A 23,401-nucleotide genomic window follows, 5' to 3' on the forward strand; every position below is an offset into this window, starting at 1 on the left:
AATCTGTCAATTTATATGAGGATTATTATGCAAATCTATCTCCCTATATATATCTAAAAAGTTCTTCAGTACTCGCCCAGTTAGCCCCCATATGGTGTATTGTTTATAAGGATAGAAATAAACGGAGTAGTTTTGTCTGATTTTCCAGTCAATGTTGTAGCCTTCTAATAAATGGAACGGAAAGTCTCTTAACGGTTTCGTCCCAATGTCTAGATGACCTACCGTTGGCTCCATGTCTAATAGATATTGTAATGGAACTGTGAATACCTCTCCTACTTCGTCTGGATTTGGTTTCAAATCGCTTGTATGCAGGCGCACGGCTACGGCATATAGCTTGACACCTATCGCAGATACTAAGCAGTCTAAATTACCAAGTAGTTCTATTTTATCTAAATCTATACCTAGTTCTTCAGAGCACTCACGCATGGCAGCATGGGCACTGCTTTTATCATTAGGCTCACAGTGTCCACCAGGAAAGCTAATTTCACCAGGCTGACGGCGTAGCTTGTTACTGCGTACAGTAAATACTACGTGATCTTCCCCATCTATTTCTAGTAATGGTACTGCTACTGCCGCAGTTATAACATCAATATCGGTAAGAACAGTATGTTCTCGTTGTTCTAAAAAGTTGCTTAGTTCTTTGTCCATATATAGTCCTCTTACTTTATAGATACTATACGATATCTCTATAAATCTTTTATGTGTCAAATTTGTATTTTATATTTGTATCTGTATTTAAATTTGAATTTATATTTTACTTTCATTATACATGAACTTGTAAGTCATTTTTTGCTTTACAAACAACAGATTTAGTAGATAAATAATCTTATAGACCAAATAGACATAAAAAAACTGTGATGAGGTTTCTATCTCATCACAGTTTTATATTAGTTAAATTTAATTTTTACAAATTTACGTTTACCAACTTGAACGATCATGCCGTCTTCAAGGGTAAGGTTTTCTTCTGTATATTTTTCACCATTGACTTTGAAAGCACCAGCTTTAATGGATCGACGTGCTTCACCATTAGAAGCAGTCAAACCAGCATCTGTACAGAATTGTGGTACAAAGATTGGTTCTGTTGGCGCATCCATAGCGCATTCAGGAATATCTGTAGGCAATGCGCGTTGTTGGAATACACGTTTGAATTCCTCTTCTGCCTCAAGAGCAGCCTCTTCACCATGGTACAAACGAACGATGGTACGAGCTAATTGCATTTTAGCGTCACGTGGATGTAATTCACCACTTTCAAGACGTTTTTCCATGTCCTCTTGTTCTTCAATTGGCATATCTGTAACGAGCATGAAGTAGCGCATCATCAATTCATCAGGAATAGACATTGCTTTACCGTACATTTCTTTAGGTTCTTCGTCGATACCGATGTAATTGCCTAAAGATTTACTCATTTTTTGAACACCGTCAAGGCCTTCAAGCAATGGCATTGTGATAACAACTTGAGGTTCTTGACCTTCTAATTCTTGTAAATGACGGCCCATTAACAAGTTGAAAGTTTGGTCTGTACCACCAAATTCAACGTCAGCATGTAATGCTACAGAATCTTGACCTTGCATCAATGGATACATAAACTCATGAACACCAATAGCACGACCTTCTTTAAAGCGTTTATTGAAATCATCGCGTTCCATCATACGTGCTACAGTATAAGAGCTTGCCAAACGTAGAACATCCGCAAAGTTCATAGATTCTAGCCATTCACTATTGTCGCGGACGATCGTTTTTTCAGGATCTAACACTTTGAAGATTTGTGTTTTATAGGTTTCAGCATTTTTCAATACTTCTTCTTTTGTAAGTGGTGGACGAGTTACACTTTTACCAGTAGGATCACCAATACGCGCAGTGAAACCGCCGATAACGATCACTACTTGATGACCAAATTCTTGGAACAAACGTAGTTTACGAAGTGGTACTGTATGGCCTAAATGAATATCTGGCGCTGTTGGGTCCAAACCTAATTTTACAACTAAAGGTTTATTTTCCTTAATAGATTTTTCTATTTTCTTTACAAGATCTTGTTCATTAATTAAATCTGCTACGCCGTGTTTAATTTGGCGTACTTGTTCTTGAGCACTAACCATGATAATCCTCCTCGAAATACTATTGTTTTAGTATACCATTATCTAAAAACTTTCACAATTATATATATAGTATTGGTTTTAAGCCATTTATGATATAATATTTATAACTGCGTAATAGAATTTACGTTATATTTACTAACAAAAGAAAAAAGAGGTGACTCTATGAGTAATAACTCAAATGCGAGAAGCAGCCGCCGTACTAACGGTAGCGGCTCTACACCGAAGAAGACAAGTACGAAGCGTCTATTTTGGATTTGTGCCCTTCTCCTTATACTCATCGTAGCCGGAGGTGGCTGTGGTTTTATCAGTGCCACACTGTCTAACTTACCAGATGTATCCAATGTACGTCCTTCCGCATCGTCTCAAATTTACGATGTGCATGGTAATCTCATCACAACGGTCCATTCCACAGAGAATCGATTACCAGTACCTTTAAAAGATGTACCAAAGGATTTACAAAATGCCTTTGTTGCTACTGAGGACTCTCGCTTCTACTCCCATCACGGTATCGACCCAGTTGGTATCTTACGTGCTGTATGGGTTAACCTTGTTCATAGTGGCGTATCTGAAGGTGGTTCTACTATCACTCAACAGTTAGCGCGTAATGCATTCTTATCTCAAGACAGAACATTTAAACGTAAAATTTCTGAAGCATTGCTAGCACTAAAAATTGAACAACATTACACGAAGGATGAAATCCTAGAAATGTACATGAACCAAATTTACTTTGGTCAAGGTGCATACGGTGTACAATCTGCAGCTCATGTGTACTTTGGTAAGGATGCTAGCCAATTAACGCTTGCTCAAGCAGCGCTCATTGCGGGCTTACCACAAAGTCCTAACTACTACTCTCCATTCAATGATTTGGAAGCTAGTAAAAAACGTCAAGCCGTTGTATTAGGCCAAATGGTTAAATACGGATACATTACACAAGAGCAAGCCGATGAAGCGCGTCAAGCAGATTTAGGCTTAGTGGCAAAACAAGAACAAACGCATGAAAAATCTAATGCGTCTTACTTCATCAACTATGTTATTGCACAAGTTTCTGAAAAATATGGTGACGATGCAATCTATAAAGATGGTTTAAAAATTTATACAACTCTTGATATGGATGCACAAAATGCAGCTGTAGCAGCAATGCAAAACTTGCCTAATTACTACACTGATAGCAATGGTTTACATCAACCACAAGGTGCTATCGTAGCTATGAACCCTCATAATGGTTACATTATGGCTATGGTTGGTGGCCGTGGTGATGATGCATTTAACCGTGCTACACAAGCAGAACGTCAACCAGGTTCCGCCATGAAGCCATTTGTATATTTGGCAGCTATTCAATCTGGTAAAACTCCTGGTTCTATCGTAGATGATAGCCCTGTTACATTTGGTAACTGGAGCCCTAAAAACTATGAAAATGACTTCGAAGGTAATATGACATATCGCTATGCATTACAACATTCTCGTAACGTAGCTGCCGTAAAAATTGCTGACGAAGTGGGTATGACTAAGGTTATTAAACTTGCTAAAGAAATGGGTATCTCTACTCTAACTGATCAAGATTACAACTTATCTACAGCACTTGGTGGTTTAACACATGGTGTTACTCCTCTTGAAATGGTACAAGCTTACGGCGTTCTAGCTAATGGCGGTATCAAAGTTCAACCTACGGCAATCCTTAAAATTGTTGATCGCAACGGCCAAGTGGTGGAGGAAAACTCCATCCAAGAAAAACGCGTTGTAGACGAAAAAGATGCAGCAATCATTACAAATATGCTAGAATCCGTTATAAATGGCGGTACTGGTGGTAATGCCGCAATCGGTCGTCCTGCAGCAGGTAAAACTGGTACAACAGATGATTCCAAGGATGCTTGGTTCGTTGGTTACACGCCTGATTTAGTAGCTGCCGTTTGGATTGGTGATGACTATGGCTCGGAAACATTACGAGGCATCACCGGTGGTGACACACCTGCTATTATGTGGGGCCAATTCATGGCAAATGCTCTTGCCAATACCCCTGCATCTGACTTCTCCGTTCCTGCTAGTGCTCAATCAGCTGTTTCTGAAGGTTATTATAATCCTGTAAAAGCACAGCCTAAAAAAGAAGCTTCTAAGGACGAAAAAGCAGATAAAAAAGATGATAAAGACAAATCAAAAGATGAAGCTGTAAAAGATGACAGTGGCTCAAAAGATGATGCAACTGAACAGAAATCTAATTCATCCAAAAGTAAAAAGTCTAGTAAAAAAGATCGTTAATCTCATACGCTAAAGGAGTAGAACATAATGTTCTACTCCTTTTTTGCATAGAAAAAGGTAGTAAGTTCAAAGAACTTACTACCTCTTCTATTTCTATATATGTATATGGCTATACTCCATAACCAATTTGATATACGATAATAATTTACTGTATTATCTATAACTATATCACTATTGTGTAGTTTTATTTCAGAACTACATTGGTAGCTCCTGCACCACCTTCGTCATAGCCTGCCGTTTCAAAATGAGCTACATGCGGTAAGGTACGCAAATATTGATGTACACCTTCTCGTAGTGCACCAGTTCCTTTACCATGGATAATGCGTACTTGATTAACACCACCAAGCAAGGCTTGGTCAATAAATCGACCAACAGATACGGTCGCTTCATCTACGGTTTGTCCAAGAATATTGATTTCAGTACGAACCTCTTTTTGTCGTTGTACAGCGGAGCCACCCATACGTTTTCGCGTCTTAGGCATAGCTGCCTTTTGTTCGCGTGCCAGTTTATTACCTTCTTCACGTGTAGTTGATTGTAATTCGCTAACCTTAACGGTAGCTGTTAGTCCATTAATATCAACATTTACACGGTTACCATTGATAGATAACACAGTACCCAACGAACGCAAGGACGTAACATAAACAGCTTGGCCTACCTTAATAGCATCTGCGGTTAACGACTTACGATCATCATCCACTGCAGCTTCTGGTACATGAACACTAGAAATCCCCTTACGTGCTGCATTAATAGCCGATTGAAGCCTATCCTTATTTGTTTCAGAGAATTGCGCTTTCAATTGCTTGATAATCGCTTCCCCTTCAACGCGTAAACTACGTTTCATGGATTCTGCATCGGCCTGAGCTTTGGCTAAGATTTGTTTACGATTTTCATTAAACTGTTTCTTTTCCTTCTCTAATTGGCCACGCATACGACGTGTTTCATCAAGTTCTTTCTTTAACGCTCTTTCACGTTCAGAGGCTTTACGGAGTTGTTCGTTTAAGTCGGAAAGAACTTCTTCCATTTCATGACTACCAAATTGAGATTTATACTCTGTTGCGCGTTCTACAATGTCCTTTTGTAAGCCTAAACGTGCAGCAATGCTTAACGCATGGCTACTGCCGGCTACGCCGATATGGAGCCGATATGTAGGTTTTAAGGTGCGCTCATCAAACTCTACGTGACCATTTTCAATACCTTCCGTATGGTAAGCATAATTTTTAAGCTCATTATAATGGGTACTTACCATCATAAGGGCACCTTTTTTACGGAAGAACTCAAGAATAGATACAGCTAATGCGCTACCTTCTTCTGGATCAGTACCAGACCCAAGTTCATCCAGTAAAACCAAGTCGTTAGGACCACAATGTTTGATGATGGAAATAACTTGTGTCATATGAGCAGAGAACGTACTAAGGCTGGCCTCAATACTTTGCTCGTCTCCAATGTCGGCAAAGATATTATGGAATACTGGTAACATAGAACCGTGATCAGCAGGGATAAATAGGCCACATTGATTCATCAAGCTCAACAGGCCCAATGTTTTAAGGGAAACTGTTTTACCACCTGTGTTAGAACCAGTAATTAGTAAAATACGGTACGATGTACCTAATTGAATATTTGTAGGCACTACCATATTTGGTGGAATTAATGGGTGACGAGCTCTCATGAGATTAACGGTTCTGTCAGTACTTAAGATTGCCGGTACCCCCTTGTAAGAAATAGCAAGACTTGCCTTACCATATACAAATTCGATATGGGATACCTTTTCACAAGCATCCATCAAATCATTGCTATGTTGTTTTACAAGAGCCGATAACTCGCGGTAAATACGCAAGACCTCTTGCTCTTCACCAATCAAAGCCTCTTGTAATTCATTATTTAGATTCACCAAACGCATCGGTTCAATGTAAAGTGTTTGACCCGTTGCAGAACGGTCGTGAATAAGGCCATCAAAGTATTGGCGATACTCTTGTTTTACAGGAATTACGTAACGATTATTACGCTGCGTAATGATGGTTTCTTGGAAATACTTTTGATTATCTTTATCATGCAGGATAGCTTGAATATCATTTTTAATCTTTTCACGAGTTTTAATAATCGTATTTCTAAGGCTCGCCAATTTAGGAGACGCTGTATCAAGCAATTCCCCCTTTTCATCAAAGACGCGTTTAAAACGGTTTTCAATGCGATCTGTATTCGGCATATCCTGTACCCATAGGGATAGCAATGGATAATCCATATATTTCGTTCTAAAGAACTTTGTCATGCGCTTATAAGCACCAATGGTCAAATAAATATCCCACAATGCTTCACGAGTAAGGACAAAGTCTTTTCGACTCTTTTTACAGGATTCACGAATATCTCGTGTACCACCTAACGGTTGTTCTACCTCTGTTTGTAGTGAACGCATAGCCTCTGCTGTTTCATCAAGATTCTCTTGAATTTGTTTTGCATCGATCATTGGCTCAATATTCATAGCCAATTCTTTAGCAATGGTAGAACTACAATGCTGTTGTAATTGTTCTTTTATATGGTGAAAGTCTAATACATCTTCGTTAAACAATGTACTACCTCTTTTATAAAATACCTCTAAAATAGTGGCCCCTTGTAATAGGCGTATCATCCTTGCCTACGCTTTTAGGAGGAGCCTCTTTTGTTCCATTTTGAATAGATACATAATCTGCTACAATGTTACGCAATCGATGTGGATCCATATGACGCCCATCGATGCGCAAGATATGTAGACCTTTACGATATAACTCGGGCACGTAAGCACGCATATCCATTTCATGACTATTCATGATGTGCATGCGGCAATAAGGATCGGTACGCAATGGGAACACTTCCCCTTTACGGTCCTTCAATGCATAGTCCTCTGTTACACATGGCATAGGACAGTTTTCCTTTTTGCCAGTGCCCACAAAACTAGCGATGGCACAATACTCAGAAATCATCATTTCTGTATAACCGTGTACCATTACCTCTAATGGCAAATGAGCAGATTTTTGTAAGTTTACTAATTGTGCCAAGGTCAACTCTAAGGATGGAGCTATACTACTCATATTAAAATCTTGCCATACTTGTAGTGCAGAGCCATTGAATATGTTAAGACCTGTATCAGCTTCAATAGCACCTGAATATCCTAACTCACGAAGCCATAATAGAGCTTGTGGCATATGAATAGAAATGCTATCTGGTTTAGACTCAACTATGGCCTTAAGCGTATTCATGTACGCGTCTACCTCATCATCTTTAACGACGCGAGGCGTAGCAAATACACAAAGCACATTATGCTCTTTACAAAGTTTGACTACCTGCTCGTAGATGCTAATTTCATAAGGCTTACGTTGCAAACGGTCACCACCAAAGATAATCTTCTTAGCACCCCCTTCGATTGCTGCTTTTACACCATCGAGTTCATCAACGCGAGCACTCACCATAGGCTCTGTGTATTGAACCTTACTTTTAGCTACTAATGATGACATATTTCGGGGTTCTACAGCACGTTCTGCCCAAGCTGCTTCATGGTCTGTAAGCAACAAGTTTTCTAGCGCCTCTACAGCATCGCGACGCAATGCATTTAAAACACTAGCGGGCCACATGTACGGTCCATCAGGAATAGACATAGAGCCTAGTGTAAATAATGTATTCCCTAATCTACCTACTTGATCTCTAACCTTCTCTAATGTAGTCGGTTTATTGTTAGCATAAACAGGTTCAAACTCGTTAGATATAGTCACAGTACGACCATCATTCAATACAAAGGTTAGTTCTGTATAAGGTATTTCTCGTTCAGTATTAATAGATAGATAACCATGTACCTCTAATTTAGCGGTAAAGTCTTGTAGTCCCCGTTGCTTTTGAGCTTTAGGGCCTGATGCAAGGAATACTTGCCCCGCAGCAAAGCCTTCATCCGGTTTACCTACAATATGCTTTTCATCCACTAGAGACCAGTTCTGATCGATTTGATAGTACGTAATACTACCAGAACGTTGCATGACCTTTAAGAGTGATCCTTTTTCAATTGGTTCTGTTAGGAATAAATGAACTTGACCCTTTTTGACCTCTGCTTTGCCAATCAATTTCCCTTGATTATTTGGGGCCACCACGGTCATCATTGATTTTCCTACATGGTCTGTTAAATAATCCGTAGAAAATCCACGATTAAATCCAGAAGCTAATGCATCGGCATCAGTAGAATCTATATGAGCCGTATCTAAAATATGACGATAGGTTCCAATAACTTGACGCACGTAGGAAACCTTTTTCATACGCCCTTCTACCTTAAAGGACGTAACACCGGCCGCCACAAGTTCATTCATATATTCACTATAGTTAAGATCCTTTGGACTTAATAGATAGGCTTCGTGTTTTGGCAACAAGCTAGCACCTAAAGAATCCAATAGCTCATAAGGCAACCGACAAGGCTGTGCACAAGCACCACGGTTACCACTGCGACCACCGATGAAAGAACTCATTAAGCATTGACCAGAATAACATACACACAACGCACCGTGTACAAAGACTTCGATTTCAGCTGTACAGTTCTTGCAAATATGTTCAATTTCAGCGAGGCTCAATTCACGAGCTAAAACGACACGTGTAAAACCGAGACTTTCATAAAAACGAACCGCATCGAGCGTAGCTGCAGTCATTTGTGTACTGCCATGTAAGTGTAATTTAGGAGCCACTCGCTGCGCCAATTTAGCCACTGCTAAATCTTGAACGATGATAGCATCCACGCCGATGCGCTCTAAGTCCTTTAAATATGCCTCAAGAGCAGATAATTCGGAGTCACCTATGAGGATATTTACCGTTACATATACAGACACATCTAGAATATGGGCCAAGCGAATAGCCTCGGTTAATTCCTCAATTCCAAAGTTTGCTGCATGAGCTCGGGCATTAAAACCTTTGCCACCAAGATAAATGGCATCTGCTCCAGATTCTAAAGCGGCTATAAAGTTTTCCATCGTACCGGCAGGAGCCAATAATTCCATGGACAGTCCTTTCTACCTAACTAAAGGCATAACTATAGTACTAAAAGGGTTTACCATATGGTAAACCCTTTCAATATACTGCTTAAAATTAACGTAATTTGCAGTTAATTTCTGCTAATGCATCAATAATAGCTTGAATATTACCGTCAATATCCTCATCATTCAACGTACCTTCCATAGAGCGGAATTGTAAGTTGTATGCGAGACTGCGGTAACCTGCTTCGATATGTTCACCTTCATAAACATCAAAGATAGACGCACTTTCTAAATATTCTCCACCATGTTCTTTAATGATGGATAAAATTTCACCACTAGATACGGACACAGGTGCAACGATGGCAAGGTCACGGCTAGTGCCTGGGAATTTACTGAAGGATGTATAACGGAACGGTGGAATCGTTAAGGATAATACGGCTTCCAAATCGATTTCAAACATATATACTTTGCCAGGTAAGTCAAAGTTTTTGCTCACTTGTGGATGTAATTCACCATATTGAGCAATCATTTTACCATCAACTACGTATTGAGCACTCACACCTGGGTGAAAGTATGGCTCAGTGCCACGATTAACTTCATAGCTTGTAACGCCTAGTTCAGCTAACAACGCATCTACAATACCTTTTACATCATAGAAATCTGTAGTGCGTTCTGCTTGATTCCAACCAGCTTGGTTTGCTTTCCCCATCAAAATACCACAAGCCATAGGGCGTTCATGAGGTACTTCTGTTAAAGGTAAATCTTTTGGTTCATACACATTAGCCGTTTCAAATAACCAAAGATCCTTATTTTGTTGTGCAATATTGCGTTTTGCTGCTTCGATAACAGCCGGCACCAATGTAGTACGCATATAAGGGAATTCTTCGGAAATAGGGTTCAAGATTGGAATGGCTGTATAACGGCTATCCCCTTCAGGAAGCATCATATTGGAAAGACCATCTTTATGCATGAAGCTAAATGTAATGATTTGAGTCATACCCAATTTAGCCAAAGCATGTGTAACCTCTTTAATAAGAGCTTTCTTAGGTGTCATACCACCAGAGGACAATACGGCTACAGGAATTGTCGGAGTAATATTATCGTAGTTGTAAATACGAGCTATTTCTTCAGCGATATCAGGCATCACTGTTACATCACCGCGCCATGTTGGAACAAGGGCAGACAACTTGTCGCCGTCTTCGGTTACAACGAACTCAAGGGCTGTCAAAATACGAACCATTTCGTCTTTTTCAATGTTTGTACCCAAGTAATCATTGATTTGTGCTGCTGTGAAAGTAACTGTATGTTGTTCTACAGGATTTTTATATACATCGATAACGCCTACATCAACTTTACAAGTAGGGCAAATTTGTTGCAATAATTGCGCCGCTCTGTCGATAGCATAGGCGGTGTATTTATGATTTACACCACGTTCAAAACGGCCAGATGCTTCAGAGCGCATGCCAAGAGCTTTAGCAGTGCGTCGAATAGATGGACCATTAAATACAGCAGCTTCAAACATAACTGTGGTCGTTTCGTTTGTCACTTCACTATCAAAGCCACCCATGATACCTGCTACACCTACTGGACGTTCAGCATCAGCAATGATAAGCATGGAGTCATTCAATTCGCGTTCAGAACCATCAAGTGTAACAAGCACTTCACCATTTTTAGCACGTCTCGCCACTAATTTATGACCTTTTACATGATCATAATCATAGGCATGCATAGGTTGACCAAGTTCTAACATAACATAATTTGTTACGTCTACTACATTATTAATAGGACGAATGCCGCTATTACGTAAACGGTTTTGCATCCACAATGGGGATGGCTCAACCTTAACATCAGTTACTACGCGAGCTGTAAAACGCGTACAAAGGTCATCAGCTTCGATAGATACAGATGCTTTGCCTTCAATGGATTCTCCATTCTCGTTAACCATAATAACAGGGAATAAAGCTTTTTGATTTGTCATGACTCCAAATTCACGGGACAAACCAACCATTGAGAAGCAATCAGCTCTGTTAGCGGTGAGTTCAAATTCATATACTGTATCATTTAAGCCTAAAACATCTTTTACATCAAGACCAATTGGTGTTCCTTCAGGGAAAATGTAAATTCCTTGAGCTTCTTCTGGCAATACTAAGTCGCTAGAGATACCAAATTCTGCAACGGAACAGAACATGCCTTCAGAAACAACGCCACGCAATTTACCTTTTTTAATTTCTGTACCATCTGCTAAGCGAGATTTATGATACGCTACAGGCACGATTTGACCTACTGCAACATTTGTAGCAGCCGTTACGATTTGTTTTGTAACAGGTTCACCTTCTTCTGTAAGGCATTCAACTTGGCATACTTGTAATTTATCTGCATCTGGATGTTTTGTAATCTCAACAATTTTACCAGTATAAATTTTCTTAATGCCATTATCCATAGCAATGACATCTTCTACAGGAATACCAGCTTGTGTTAATTCATCGGCCAATTCTTGAGCAGGACGATTCATATCCACAGGCACGTATTCATTCATCCACTGTAAACTTGCTTTCATGAGTTCCTCCTAAAATTGTTCCAAGAATCGTACATCATCTTCAAAGAATAGACGTAAATCGTTAATGCCATATAAAAGCATAGCAATACGTTCTACGCCCATGCCAAAGGCGAAGCCTTTAACCTTTTCAGGATCGTACCCATTAATACGCAATACATCGGGATGAACCATACCGCAGCCCAAAATTTCAAGCCAACCTGTATGAGAACATACACGGCAACCTTCGCCACCACACATTACACAGGAAATATCTACCTCTGCAGATGGTTCTGTGAATGGGAAGAAGCTTGTACGGAAACGTACCTTTGTTTCATCACCGTACATGTGACGTAAGAAGGACTCTAATGTGCCTTTTAAGTCAGCAAATGTAATATGCTCATCGATGATGAGGCCTTCCACTTGATGGAATACAGGGGAATGAGTCGCATCATAGTCCCAACGGTAAACCTTACCAGGCGCAATCATACGGATTGGGCTATTAGGTTCATGACGTTGCATTGTACGAGCTTGTACTGGAGATGTATGCGTGCGCAATAAGAAGTTTTCTGTAATATAGAAGGAATCTTGCATATCACGTGCAGGATGATCTTTAGGCAAGTTTAAGCATTCAAAGTTATAGTAATCTTGCTCTACTTCTGGACCTTCTTCAACGGTATACCCCATTTTCATGAAGAAGTCTTCAATCATTTCATTAACCTTTGTTAATGGATGGATATGACCAGCTTTTTGTGCACGGCCAGGCAATGTAATATCGATGCGCTCTTTTTCTAAACGAGCATTTAACTCTGCAGTTTCCATACGAGCTTTAACTGTATCAATTTCAGCCTCTAACGCTTCACGAACAGCATTAACGAGGGCGCCAGCCTTCGGACGTTCTTCTGGAGATAATTTACCAAGACCTTTTAGTAAAGCCGTTACCTCGCCTTTTTTACCTAAATATTTAACACGTATATCTTGCAACGCTTGTTGATCAGCAGCGTCTTTGATGGCATCAAGGGCTTCTGCCTTAATACGTTGTAATTCTTGTTCCATTCAAGCATCCTCCTATTTGTAAAAGTCTAACTTATATTATACCAAATCAGGGTTGTCTTCTTCAATAAAACGCCATGGTAAATCAGGTAATGGCTTCTCTTCTAGTACAAAAAATGTACCCCGTGCCAAGTGAACAAGTTCACCTAATTCATTATAAATACGAGCGGTAGCAACCATAGTAGTTTTACCATTGTGCTCTACATTGGCTACACCACGCAATACAGCACCGCCTTTAACAGCTTTCACATAGTTACCATTAAGATCAATGGTGCTAACAGATTTTCCCAATGTAAAACAAGCAGTCCCCATCACACTATCTGCTAAGCCAATACATACGGCACCATGCAAATCCCCTCTAAAATTGCAGTAATCTGTTTCATTTGTTTGCAATGTCATTTCCGCATGACCTGGTTCCACTGCTGTAATCTCAGAATCTTTCACCCAAGAAAATGGGTTTTGATCTCGTAATTCGTTGAAATATTCTAACAATGTTGTAGCCATAAGGTTCTCCATTCTATATACATACCCATAGATTAACTAATCTAAATACTAAGTCTATTACATTACCTGTATGAAAATCTTTATAGTTATATGTCAAAATTCAATACAAACATATAAAAATGGTGCGTTACATCATACATATTGTATCATGCAACGCACCATATGCGAATAACTCTATCTAATTATATGGTATGTTCTTAAGAAAACACATTTATAAATTCAAAACTATTCATAATGCAATGCATCGATTGGATTGAGCTTAGCCGCTTTACGGGCTGGGTATATACCAAAAATCAAACCAATAGCCATGGAAAAGGCAAAGGACATTATGATTGTTGGAACAGATACAATTGTACTCATTCCAGATACCATTCCGATTACTTTTGAGGCTCCTATACCGAAAGCAATACCAATAAAGCCCCCCATCAAACTTATTACAACAGCTTCTATTAAGAATTGTGTAACAATTACGCTATACGTAGCCCCCAAAGCTTTACGCACGCCAATTTCTCGAGTCCGTTCCGTTACAGATACAAGCATGATGTTCATAATACCAATACCACCTACAACGAGTGAAATCGCAGCTACAGCCCCTAGGAATAACGTAAATGTTCCCGTCGTCTGAGCCACTGTTTCCATAATAGATTTCATATTTTGAATATTAAAATCATCCAAATTTGTATCTTTTATATTATGACGAACACGCAACAAATTCTCTATATCTGCCTGCAAACGGTCAATGCCCCCATCATCCTTAGCCACAACATACACCCTGCGAAGATAGTCAATGCCCTCTACGCGCTCCATTGATGTTGTATATGGAATTAACACCGTATCGTCTTGGTCATTACCCATGGTTCCGTTCCCTTTACTTTTGAGAACACCAATGACACGGAATGGAATATTTTTAACACGGATTTCCTTGCCTACAGGATCTTCATCAGCAAACAAATTTTTTACTACCGTTTGTCCCACAACCGCTACACGTTCTCGGTTCTGAACATTTTTATCGGAGAAAAATCGACCAGATGTCATAGTCCAATTATTTACGTCCTGAAAGTTAGAATTAACCCCCGCAACAGATGTAGTCCAGTTTTTATTTTGATAAATCACCACATAAGAGCCATTTGTCATAGGACTGGCGGCTTTTACACCTTCTAACTTAGCAATAGCTTCATAGTCAGATATTTTCAACGATTTCATGGACCCCTGCGAAGATCTAGCACCTGGCGTCCGCGGCGCCCCTGGCAGAACTACCAACAAGTTAGAGCCTAAGCTAGAAATAGAATTCTCAATATCTTGCTTCACCCCATTACCGATAGATACCAAGGCAATAACAGCTGCTACACCGATAATGATACCTAACATGGTCAAGAGGGAGCGCAATTTATTAGCAATCAAGGAAGCCCATGCCATTAGAAAACTTTCTTTATACATTAGGCACCTCCTTTATAGGAGTCATATTAGAATTGATCGAATCCTCTACGATTATCCCATCTTTCAAGACTACATTACGACTCGCGTACGTAGCAATATCCGGTTCATGTGTAACTAGAAGAATCGTACGGCCTTCATCATGAAGGCCTCGAAAGATGTTCATAACGTCAATGGTTGACTTGGAGTCAAGATTCCCTGTCGGTTCATCAGCCATGATAATAGCAGGATTATTTGCCAATGCACGAGCAATCGCCACGCGTTGACGTTGCCCACCAGACAACTCGGATGGCAAATGGTCCATACGCTCGCCCAAGCCGACAGACTGTAATAATTGAGTGGCCCGTTCAATGCGCATCTTTTTATTTACACCGGCATAAATCATAGGAAGCGCTACATTTTCTAGGGCTGTCAATTTTGTCAACAAATTAAAGCTTTGAAATACAAAACCTATCTGTTTGTTACGTACATACGCAAGTTCATCATCAGATAAGGTAGCAACCTCGTCTCCATTGAGTCGATAAGAACCAGTTGTAGGTCGGTCCAAACATCCGAGAATATTCATAAAGGTTGATTTACCAGATCCAGATGGCCCCATAATGGATACAAATTCACCCTTATTGACAACTAAATCAATGCCATGCAGAACAGGTACTGATAATTTGCCATTCACATAGGTTTTTGTAATCCCTTGTATGTCAATTACTGTTTGGTTCATAAGCACCTACCCTTAGAATGGTCCAGCTACATTATTCTTTGGTGCATTCACATCACCGCTTACGATAATTTCATCACCTTCAGATAAACCTTTTAGGATTTGAACATTAGTATCCCCAGTTACACCTGTAGAAACAGCGGTACGTACTGGTTGACCATCTTTTATTACATATACATACTCACCTTGTTTATCCGTACGTACAGCAGTAAGAGGAACTACCAATGTATTTTTAATATCTTCACCAAAGATTGTGGCACGAGCTGTCATAGATGGTAAGAAATTACCTGAAATATTTTCAGGAATTTGAACTTTAACCGTATAGTACACTACACTTGTACTTGTAGTGCCCATATTACCCTTTGTACCTTTTGCAATTTCAGAAACGTAACCTGTGAAAGTTTCACCTGGCTTAGAATCTACAGTAAACTCTACCTTAGCACCTTGTTTAATATTGCCAATATCAGTTTCGTCTACAGTAAGATAAATCTCTAAATTTTTTAAATCTGCAATGGTAGCAATGATCATTTGTGTGGAAATACCAGTACTAATAGTTTGACCGGCTTTTAGCGGTGTACCAACAACAGTACCAGACATTGGAGCTGTAATAGTAGCATCACTTAAATCTGCGGCCGCACGTTCATAAGTAGATTTAGCACGTTCATAAGTTGTTACAGAATCATCATATGTTTGTTGTGCAATAGCATCTTGAGCCGCCAAGGATTTATAACGATTCATATCAAGTTCTGCTTTGGCTAACGCCGCACGAGCATCATCAACAGATGCTTGTAATTGACGTGTATCAATATAAGCAATAACTTGACCGGCCGTAACTTGATCATTCTCTTTAACTAAAACTTTTTCAAGTTTACCAGCAACATTTGTAGAAACATCTACATAATTTACAGGGTTAATAGTACCTGTGGCACTGATACTAGTTTTTACATCACCCTTTTCAACCTTGCCAGTAGTGTATAACGTTTGTGCTTGATTTGCATTTAGACTATCCATGTAGTAATATGTGCCGCCACCAAGAACACAAAGAACAACAGCACCTGTTACTATACGTTTACGATGCTTTTGTAAGAACTCTTTCATTATGATCTCCTTTTTTTAAGATGAAGATATATTAAAAAGACATTTATTCTATATCAACACATATAGTATTTTTAAATTATACAGCACCAATTGCTTTTACGCAATATAATTTCATTAATGAATAAATTATGATATATAAAAAATGGCCCTTACGGGCCATTAACTACTCAATATTGACAATAATCTATAATCCTTCTCATCGATTGGAAATTCAAGACGTTCTGCCTCTTCATAAGATAGCGCACGGATATGACCATCTATATAACCTACTAATCGGTTAGCGACACCACTCATCAATAAATTAATACAGACTTCACTCATGCGAGCCGCTAAAATAGCATCAAATGCCGATGGACCACCGCCACGTTGTAAGTAGCCTAACACAGTTAGGCTAGGATCAAATTCTGTATGCTCCTTGATAAAAGCTTTCACCTCACCGCTGTTATAGGCACCTTCTGCAACGAGAATAACACTATATTCTTTACCCCGAATTTGTGTTTCCTTTAAATGACGACAAACCGCATGTAAAGGCATGGGATTTTCAGGAACCAAAACTATTTCTGCCCCACAAGCTAGGCCTGCCTTTAATGCAATATGTCCAGCTTTGCGCCCCATAACCTCCACAATAGCTACACGTTCATGGGAGTTTGATGTATCACGAATACGCCCAACCGCATCAACTACCGTATTAAGAGCCGTATCATAGCCTATCGTATATTGTGTGCCACCCATGTCATTATCAATCGTACATGGAATGGTCATAGTAGACATACCAAGTTTAGATAAACTTGCAGCACCACGCATGGAGCCATCACCACCGATAACGACTAGATGGTCGATGTCATAAGCTTTCAAAATATCATAAGCTTTGCGTTGAATTTCTTCATTTTGAAATTCTGGAAAACGAGCCGTTTTCAGCATCGTACCACCTTGTGTTATGATGCCACCAACATCTCGATTCGATAAGGGAAATATCTTTTCCTCAATGATACCTAAATAGCCACGTTCAATACCAAATACTTCAAAACCTTCATGTATAGCTTTTCTAGTTAGCGCTCTTATGGCGGCGTTCATTCCTGGTGCGTCTCCGCCGCTTGTTAATATTGCGATTCTTCTCATATCCATTACCCCCTTGTGGTGTACGTTGTTTGGATATACTATGTGCTTTACCTTTTTTATTCGTTTGATTAGAAGTCTTTTGTTTATACCTCTTATCATAACGAATTTTATTAGACATTGCTCTTTTTGATACTGCTTCAGAAATCTCTTTTTTCCTACTTTGTTGATTATTAAATTGTATATCTTCAGCTGCTTCTTTAGCATCTACATCGTTTGTATCATTGGGTTGACGTCTTGCTTTAAATTGCACATCTGAGGCATCTAATTCATCCTCAATACGCTGTATAAAATCATAGGTCCGGCCATTTGTTGTATCTAGTACAAAATCGCACTGCTTATACACGGGCTTCCACGATTGTATCATAGCATGTACAAAGGCATTCACATTACTATAGTCCATGGTAGGCCGTTTCCCAACACGGCGATTCACCCGACTGACAATACGGAATTGTGCAGCTCGGATACCAATAATATAGGAATATTTTTTTAATACCTTTAAGGTGCGATGTTCAATAGGAAAATTCCCACCCACAGAAATCACTGCTTCATGGTATAAGCAAACCTTTTTTAGTACATCCATTTCGGCGCGGCGGAATGCTTTTTCTCCTATCTTTTTAAAAATCTCAGCAATGGGCAACCCAAAACGACTTTCTAATACGCGATCGGTATCTACAAATTGCCAACCCTTGCGTTCTGCAAGGTTCCGTCCAAAGTGACTTTTGCCACTTCCCATAGAACCGATGAGCATAATATTCCGTTTTATTATCATCTATTATGTGCCCCTTATCATTACATATCCTTCATTGTACTATAAAATGGTCCAAAAACAAAGACAGACTATAGACATAAAATCTATAATCTGTCTCTATACAGTACACCCGATTTTCATTAAGGTTTTATAATCGATTTAATTGCACAATGCACATAAACTACATTACCTTTACGTTCTATATCTTCTATTTCTATACGGCGTGAAGGATCCTTTTCTTCAACAGTATTTATCCAGTTAATCATACGCTCTGTACTACCTAATACTGTTAATTCTAGTATACCTTCATGCTCATCAGTACTGACAATCATTAATGGTTCTCCTTGCAAGGAATCAAAAATATTTGTATTAGAACTTGTATTAGATGTCTTGTTCCGTGTAAAAGATTCTAATAGTTTTGCTTCATTAGACACTATATAATCTGACTCAGCATTCATTTGTATATTATAATTATCTTGTTGATTTTTTAAGCTATTATTTTTGTCTTCAAAATAAATATGCCCATACATAGAAAGGCTAATGAGCATCCCCCACAACACTAGGCCCGTTAATATTCTCTCGACCTGATACGTTGTGCTCTCTTTTAGATCCGTCCATATGGAATGTATAAACACCTTTATCTGCTTTAACTGTTCCATGACACTCCATCCCTAGTAATTTTTGTTGGAGAATAGCAATAAATTTACGACACATTTCGTCACTCGTACCTATACCATCTATACTGATACGCCCATCCTTAATGCTAAGATGCTGTAGACTAATATGTTCTGACATAGCGGCATCAAGAATATATACGACCATTGTATTGGGTAATATATCTGTTTGATTCTTAAGGATTTTATTCTTTATTAATTTATTTCTTATTTCCATTAATTCACCATATTGTTGATGTATTTCTTGATACTGAGCATTTGCTTGCAATCGCACAAAGTCTATCTTTCGATTTTCATAGCTACGATAGCTTGACCAACAACTATATATAGTAACAAGCCCTACTATAATGTATATAAGACTTATCCCATAAAGAAGGTATCGATAGGTATGCCATAAACTATGCCATCGTAACGAGCGAGGCATTAAATTAATACATCTGTCCTTACCAGCCCAATCCAATCCATTTAAGCCCCCTTGCTGCCATACCGATAGCCATGTCCCAATCTAATTGTCCTTGCTTGCAACGATTACGACCACGACCTAAAAATAATAATGGAATATATTCAGTTTCTCCATACATGGAAATTATACCTTCCATATCTGTCCGTTCTTCATTTGTTATAGATTCTAACCCATACATCCGAATTCCCTGTATCTCATCTATACCAAAGTCTTGTAATCTCACTTCTAACTTATCCATAGCTTCAGCTACATCGCTACTAGTAATAGGTACAATACACTCTTGAATGCATATATCATTCCACCAAAGCCATAAATGCATGGCGCCTTCTTCCACAACACCTGTTACAGTACCGCTGCGCCGCATCAAGCAATAACAAATAGGAATAGGCCAAAAATCAATAACATCAACGGGTGCATAAGTATCTCGTATACCTTGCTTCAAAAGCTCTAGTGAATGCCGATCTACAGCCACCATAAACATATGATAATTGTGTCGTGGATATTCCCGGCGACAAGCATCCATTTGGAAACTATCCCCCTCAAAACTAAAGTAGTCCTCTATATTCCACTTTATAAACTCCTTCATATCAAAATCATGAGGATCATAAGGTGCTACATGCATTTGTGTATCAATATTAGCAACAATACTATAAGCCCCTTCATCTAAATCATACGTTTCTATAAATTTTGTAACGTCTTCATCAATAGGTCCTGTACGCTTCATTTCTAACGCATCAGTAATGACCATTGTTTTATTTTCTATATGAGCGGTAACACATACAATATGTTCATCAGTTATACATACTCCAGAATGTATTCTCTTTTTTCGTTTCATAGAATCACCTCAATAAGGTTTTACCTTTATAACATGCATATGTTTTTCTTTATCTACGGTCACATACATATGTACACGACTCACGATTTCACTATTTTTCAATTTTCCATAACTCATAATATGTCGCGGATTATCTGTTGATTGGTCTGCTTCAATAGTAATCTCTACATTTTCATCATCTATCACAACTAATTTATTTTGAAAGTCCCATACATTTCCTAATTTACAATAGCCCACAAACCAATGAACACCTTTCTGTGCCGCATAATGAGCCTCTTCCAAATGCAATTCGTCTACCACATTACTTTCACATATTTGTCCTATACGCAGCCCCATAAAAGCTAATAATAATAAAAAGGACATTGTAAGTATCGCTATATATGTAATAAAGCCCGCGTTATGGGCTCCTACGTTCATAACCTGTCTCCTCTTTACTTGTATACCAATCATAAATAGTACTCTGTCCAATAGAGACCTCATATATGGATAATCCTCCATAACCACTTGTGTATTTTCTATCATTAACAAAACGATTATTAATATACCAACGTAAATACACGGTCCCATTAGTATCTACACTAAAAGGGTATTCTTGGGTATAGCCCACATTTCTTTTATCTGTAGTTCCTACAATTCGACTACCACTGACAGGTTGCAAGCTACCATCCGTTAATTTTCTGTATAATGCATGACGTTGTACAGTTAAGGTTGTGCGCTTTGTATCGTGAATATATAAACTTGTATTACGATCTTCTACAGTAACCTTCACAGGATTCCATATCATATGAGCCACAACCATACGCCGTGTATATCGACCATCCTCCATCATAGCTACACTATCAAGTAATTTAGCATCCCACATAACTGCATAGAATACGATACCTAACAATAAGGTAAGGACTATGATAGAAATCATCATACTAATAAGCGTAGAATACAAAATAAAACCCATATCATTTCTATTTTTATTTCTATCTGTTATGGGATTCTGCTTGTATTCTTTATTCTTCCCAATTACCGTTTCTATATCCTCGCCCTTCAATGTATCCCCTCCAAATCAACTGATAGAGAATAGACAACAGATTGATTGTCGATGGCATCTACTGTTAATCGTTGTAAAGATACACCTTCTATCACTACAGGCTTTATATGTATTTTATAGGTAATTTTTTCACTGGGACTCATTGTAAATTGAGAATTATATACACCAGTTTCTATTGCTCCATTCTTATAATAAGAAGCTTTAGCCACTTCTAAATACGTTATGGTATCTTGCAATATATGATCCCAATAATACGCCCTATATACCGTAAGAGTAGCCATCCAAAAAATAGATAATACAACCGGTAAAATGAACATGATTATAGCGGCTGATATTAAAGCGTCACCATACATAAATCCTTCAGTGCACTTCTTCCCATCTAATTCGCCCCGTTTGTACAGATATCCATATACGATTTTTCTCACCACTTTCACGATCTTTCAAAATAATTTCTGTCCCATCATAGGGTAAGCCCAAGGCTGAAAAAGAAATAATTGTCATAGACCGTTCATTCTCAATATTTTGCGGTAATGATATGTTTACCGTATGATGATTAACATCTTCCTCTAAGGTATAACTGTCCTTATTTAAAATAAAAAGCATTCTCCCTTTACCATTAGATTTATGCCCTAACATAGACCACAGTTGAACTTTCTTGAGCATATACGCCACCTCTTGCGTAGCACCATTTAAAGTATAACGACTAGGTGTTGTCACAATAGGTAAGGCAATAGAAATGAGCAATAAGATTAAACCAATAGTAATAATCCATTCCGCCAATAAAGATCCACTTTGACGATTTATAAGTTGCACCTTAACCATTGATAAAGCACCTCCATATAGGAACCACCATGTAAGGCACACCATCCGCCAAAGCATAGAAAGGGACCAAATGGGATATATCGATTACGATAACCGGCGAGTAAGAGATAGAGAGAACCAACACAAAAAGTTACGTAAAAGAAACATATAATTTCCCATGGAGTGAGCCATATTGCAATAGCAGAAAACCATTTAATATCGCCTATGCCAAAGCCTTTATGGCTAATCAAACGAAGTCCATATGTAATAGCACCTACGCTGATAACACTTAATAAGGTTACTAACATAGATTGATCATTTATATAGCTATATATAATGCCACCTATTACAAGAACTAATGCCCCTTCATCAGGCAATATATAGTAATGCATATCGATGGTAGCACCTGCTATGATGATGAGTGAAAACACAGCATACAAAGCAATGTGAGTATAAGATATTGCTTTTGATGAAACTATAACAGGTAGCAATATAGATGCTATATATACAAAAAGTCCTATCACATAATTGGTCCCTTTCATACCTTGTCCTTTCATATAACTAACGTATATAATTCATAATCTATACAAGTTAATTAAGGCTCATTAGGTGCTTTAACAACAACAGATTTTGAAGTCCCACCACTGACAACTTCATAAGTAATAGTGTATTCTTTTCCTTTTGCAGTCTTAACATGTTCAGTAAGATATCCTTCCTTATATAGATTTTCTACTGTTGGAGGTGTGTCGACATTCTTATCAATCATATACAATTGAGTGGCATTTTTAATAATTTGAATATCTGCTGTTTCTTTAGCGTTTCGAGCTTTATCCGCTGCAGATAAGAATTGTGGCATCGCAATAGCCGCTAATATAGCGATAACCGCTACTACAACCATTAACTCAACGAGAGTAAATCCGCCTTTTCTCGATTTTTTAAACCCTTCTCGAACACGAGAAATATGTAGTCGATCTACGACCCATTGACCGCACATTTCTAATCGATGATTCACTCCATGAATCATATGCATAACAGACTTCATAATATTCTCCTTTTA

General features: G+C 38.6%; 22 protein-coding genes. 1 reads left to right on the top strand and 21 read right to left on the bottom strand.

The window, feature by feature from the left end; translation table 11 throughout:
- Positions 1-6: 6 nt before the first annotated feature.
- Positions 7-648: a CoA pyrophosphatase gene (locus E7B10_RS02320; RefSeq protein WP_024062136.1), complete on the bottom strand. Its 642-nt coding sequence runs from the start codon at positions 646-648 to the stop codon at positions 7-9.
- A 239-nt stretch (positions 649-887) separates the two neighbouring features.
- On the bottom strand, positions 888-2,096 hold the full coding sequence (gene tyrS, locus E7B10_RS02325; RefSeq protein ID WP_005386327.1) for a tyrosine--tRNA ligase: 1,209 nt from the start codon (positions 2,094-2,096) through the stop codon (positions 888-890).
- A gap of 162 nt (positions 2,097-2,258) precedes the next feature.
- Here tyrS and E7B10_RS02330 point away from each other — a divergent pair, with 162 nt between their 5' ends.
- Positions 2,259-4,349, top strand: a complete 2,091-nt coding sequence (locus E7B10_RS02330) for a penicillin-binding protein 1A (protein ID WP_287551967.1) — start codon at positions 2,259-2,261, stop codon at positions 4,347-4,349.
- A 184-nt stretch (positions 4,350-4,533) separates the two neighbouring features.
- On the opposite strand, the gene E7B10_RS02335 is transcribed toward E7B10_RS02330, so the two are convergent.
- The 19 genes from E7B10_RS02335 to E7B10_RS02425 all read right to left on the bottom strand — a co-directional run bounded on the left by E7B10_RS02335 (position 4,534) and on the right by E7B10_RS02425 (position 23,386).
- Positions 4,534-6,912, bottom strand: coding sequence for an endonuclease MutS2 (locus E7B10_RS02335; protein WP_287511487.1), 2,379 nt, complete (start codon positions 6,910-6,912; stop codon positions 4,534-4,536).
- Positions 6,913-6,925: 13 nt separating this feature from the next.
- On the bottom strand, positions 6,926-9,349 hold the full coding sequence (locus tag E7B10_RS02340; protein WP_024062481.1) for a DUF3656 domain-containing protein: 2,424 nt from the start codon (positions 9,347-9,349) through the stop codon (positions 6,926-6,928).
- An 88-nt stretch (positions 9,350-9,437) separates the two neighbouring features.
- A complete protein-coding gene (gene pheT, locus E7B10_RS02345) occupies positions 9,438-11,882 on the bottom strand; it encodes a phenylalanine--tRNA ligase subunit beta (RefSeq protein ID WP_287550147.1) in 2,445 nt (814 codons plus the stop codon).
- Positions 11,883-11,891: 9 nt separating this feature from the next.
- Positions 11,892-12,914 (bottom strand): phenylalanine--tRNA ligase subunit alpha, encoded by a 1,023-nt coding sequence (pheS, locus tag E7B10_RS02350; RefSeq protein ID WP_008714102.1) that lies wholly within the window; start codon positions 12,912-12,914, stop codon positions 11,892-11,894.
- Between the two features lie 36 nt (positions 12,915-12,950).
- Positions 12,951-13,415: a PaaI family thioesterase gene (locus E7B10_RS02355; RefSeq protein ID WP_004696117.1), complete on the bottom strand. Its 465-nt coding sequence runs from the start codon at positions 13,413-13,415 to the stop codon at positions 12,951-12,953.
- 225 nt (positions 13,416-13,640) lie between these two features.
- Positions 13,641-14,852, bottom strand: coding sequence for an ABC transporter permease (locus tag E7B10_RS02360; RefSeq protein WP_021148250.1), 1,212 nt, complete (start codon positions 14,850-14,852; stop codon positions 13,641-13,643).
- Positions 14,845-15,567, bottom strand: coding sequence for an ABC transporter ATP-binding protein (locus E7B10_RS02365; RefSeq protein WP_004696122.1), 723 nt, complete (start codon positions 15,565-15,567; stop codon positions 14,845-14,847). Before E7B10_RS02365 ends, E7B10_RS02360 begins: the two co-directional genes overlap by 8 nt.
- A gap of 12 nt (positions 15,568-15,579) precedes the next feature.
- On the bottom strand, positions 15,580-16,662 hold the full coding sequence (locus tag E7B10_RS02370; RefSeq protein ID WP_021148251.1) for an efflux RND transporter periplasmic adaptor subunit: 1,083 nt from the start codon (positions 16,660-16,662) through the stop codon (positions 15,580-15,582).
- A 159-nt stretch (positions 16,663-16,821) separates the two neighbouring features.
- The gene (locus E7B10_RS02375; protein WP_021148252.1) at positions 16,822-17,736 is read right to left on the bottom strand and encodes an ATP-dependent 6-phosphofructokinase; all 915 of its coding nucleotides are present in this window, start codon (positions 17,734-17,736) and stop codon (positions 16,822-16,824) included.
- Positions 17,708-18,550: a shikimate kinase gene (locus E7B10_RS02380; protein ID WP_021148253.1), complete on the bottom strand. Its 843-nt coding sequence runs from the start codon at positions 18,548-18,550 to the stop codon at positions 17,708-17,710. Before E7B10_RS02380 ends, E7B10_RS02375 begins: the two co-directional genes overlap by 29 nt.
- 119 nt (positions 18,551-18,669) lie before the next feature.
- Positions 18,670-19,077, bottom strand: a complete 408-nt coding sequence (locus E7B10_RS02385) for a hypothetical protein (protein WP_042986426.1) — start codon at positions 19,075-19,077, stop codon at positions 18,670-18,672.
- Positions 19,067-19,477: a fimbrial assembly protein gene (locus E7B10_RS02390; protein ID WP_278451656.1), complete on the bottom strand. Its 411-nt coding sequence runs from the start codon at positions 19,475-19,477 to the stop codon at positions 19,067-19,069. The genes E7B10_RS02385 and E7B10_RS02390 overlap by 11 nt, the downstream gene beginning before the upstream one ends.
- A 169-nt stretch (positions 19,478-19,646) precedes the next feature.
- Positions 19,647-20,501: a hypothetical protein gene (locus E7B10_RS02395; RefSeq protein WP_004696134.1), complete on the bottom strand. Its 855-nt coding sequence runs from the start codon at positions 20,499-20,501 to the stop codon at positions 19,647-19,649.
- Between the two features lie 9 nt (positions 20,502-20,510).
- Positions 20,511-20,918 (bottom strand): hypothetical protein, encoded by a 408-nt coding sequence (locus E7B10_RS02400; protein ID WP_021148255.1) that lies wholly within the window; start codon positions 20,916-20,918, stop codon positions 20,511-20,513.
- Positions 20,899-21,543 carry a hypothetical protein gene (locus E7B10_RS02405; protein WP_120054853.1) on the bottom strand — a complete coding sequence of 215 codons (645 nt, stop codon included), beginning with the start codon at positions 21,541-21,543 and terminating at the stop codon, positions 20,899-20,901. Before E7B10_RS02405 ends, E7B10_RS02400 begins: the two co-directional genes overlap by 20 nt.
- The gene (locus tag E7B10_RS02410; RefSeq protein ID WP_229039575.1) at positions 21,540-21,860 is read right to left on the bottom strand and encodes a hypothetical protein; all 321 of its coding nucleotides are present in this window, start codon (positions 21,858-21,860) and stop codon (positions 21,540-21,542) included. Before E7B10_RS02410 ends, E7B10_RS02405 begins: the two co-directional genes overlap by 4 nt.
- A 43-nt stretch (positions 21,861-21,903) precedes the next feature.
- Positions 21,904-22,365, bottom strand: coding sequence for a hypothetical protein (locus tag E7B10_RS02415; RefSeq protein WP_024061885.1), 462 nt, complete (start codon positions 22,363-22,365; stop codon positions 21,904-21,906).
- A complete protein-coding gene (locus tag E7B10_RS02420) occupies positions 22,344-22,886 on the bottom strand; it encodes an A24 family peptidase (protein WP_174892269.1) in 543 nt (180 codons plus the stop codon). The genes E7B10_RS02415 and E7B10_RS02420 overlap by 22 nt, the downstream gene beginning before the upstream one ends.
- Before the next feature lie 53 nt (positions 22,887-22,939).
- On the bottom strand, positions 22,940-23,386 hold the full coding sequence (locus tag E7B10_RS02425; protein ID WP_004697182.1) for a competence type IV pilus major pilin ComGC: 447 nt from the start codon (positions 23,384-23,386) through the stop codon (positions 22,940-22,942).
- Between the last annotated feature and the right edge of the window lie 15 nt (positions 23,387-23,401).

The sequence above is a fragment of the Veillonella sp. genome (assembly GCF_032470285.1).
Taxonomy (GTDB): Bacteria; Bacillota; Negativicutes; order Veillonellales; family Veillonellaceae; genus Veillonella.

Coding starts and splice junctions, on each gene's coding strand:
- E7B10_RS02320 (WP_024062136.1), bottom strand. CDS start 648: ATGGACAAAGAACTAAGCAACTTTTTAGAACAACGAGAACATACTGTT.
- tyrS (WP_005386327.1), bottom strand. CDS start 2,096: ATGGTTAGTGCTCAAGAACAAGTACGCCAAATTAAACACGGCGTAGCA.
- E7B10_RS02330 (WP_287551967.1), top strand. CDS start 2,259: ATGAGTAATAACTCAAATGCGAGAAGCAGCCGCCGTACTAACGGTAGC.
- E7B10_RS02340 (WP_024062481.1), bottom strand. CDS start 9,349: ATGGAATTATTGGCTCCTGCCGGTACGATGGAAAACTTTATAGCCGCT.
- pheT (WP_287550147.1), bottom strand. CDS start 11,882: ATGAAAGCAAGTTTACAGTGGATGAATGAATACGTGCCTGTGGATATG.
- pheS (WP_008714102.1), bottom strand. CDS start 12,914: ATGGAACAAGAATTACAACGTATTAAGGCAGAAGCCCTTGATGCCATC.
- E7B10_RS02355 (WP_004696117.1), bottom strand. CDS start 13,415: ATGGCTACAACATTGTTAGAATATTTCAACGAATTACGAGATCAAAAC.
- E7B10_RS02360 (WP_021148250.1), bottom strand. CDS start 14,852: ATGTATAAAGAAAGTTTTCTAATGGCATGGGCTTCCTTGATTGCTAAT.
- E7B10_RS02365 (WP_004696122.1), bottom strand. CDS start 15,567: ATGAACCAAACAGTAATTGACATACAAGGGATTACAAAAACCTATGTG.
- E7B10_RS02370 (WP_021148251.1), bottom strand. CDS start 16,662: ATGAAAGAGTTCTTACAAAAGCATCGTAAACGTATAGTAACAGGTGCT.
- E7B10_RS02375 (WP_021148252.1), bottom strand. CDS start 17,736: ATGAACGCCGCCATAAGAGCGCTAACTAGAAAAGCTATACATGAAGGT.
- E7B10_RS02380 (WP_021148253.1), bottom strand. CDS start 18,550: ATGATAATAAAACGGAATATTATGCTCATCGGTTCTATGGGAAGTGGC.
- E7B10_RS02385 (WP_042986426.1), bottom strand. CDS start 19,077: ATGCTCATTAGCCTTTCTATGTATGGGCATATTTATTTTGAAGACAAA.
- E7B10_RS02395 (WP_004696134.1), bottom strand. CDS start 20,501: ATGAAACGAAAAAAGAGAATACATTCTGGAGTATGTATAACTGATGAA.
- E7B10_RS02400 (WP_021148255.1), bottom strand. CDS start 20,918: ATGAACGTAGGAGCCCATAACGCGGGCTTTATTACATATATAGCGATA.
- E7B10_RS02410 (WP_229039575.1), bottom strand. CDS start 21,860: ATGTTCATTTTACCGGTTGTATTATCTATTTTTTGGATGGCTACTCTT.
- E7B10_RS02415 (WP_024061885.1), bottom strand. CDS start 22,365: ATGGTTAAGGTGCAACTTATAAATCGTCAAAGTGGATCTTTATTGGCG.
- E7B10_RS02420 (WP_174892269.1), bottom strand. CDS start 22,886: ATGAAAGGGACCAATTATGTGATAGGACTTTTTGTATATATAGCATCT.
- E7B10_RS02425 (WP_004697182.1), bottom strand. CDS start 23,386: ATGAAGTCTGTTATGCATATGATTCATGGAGTGAATCATCGATTAGAA.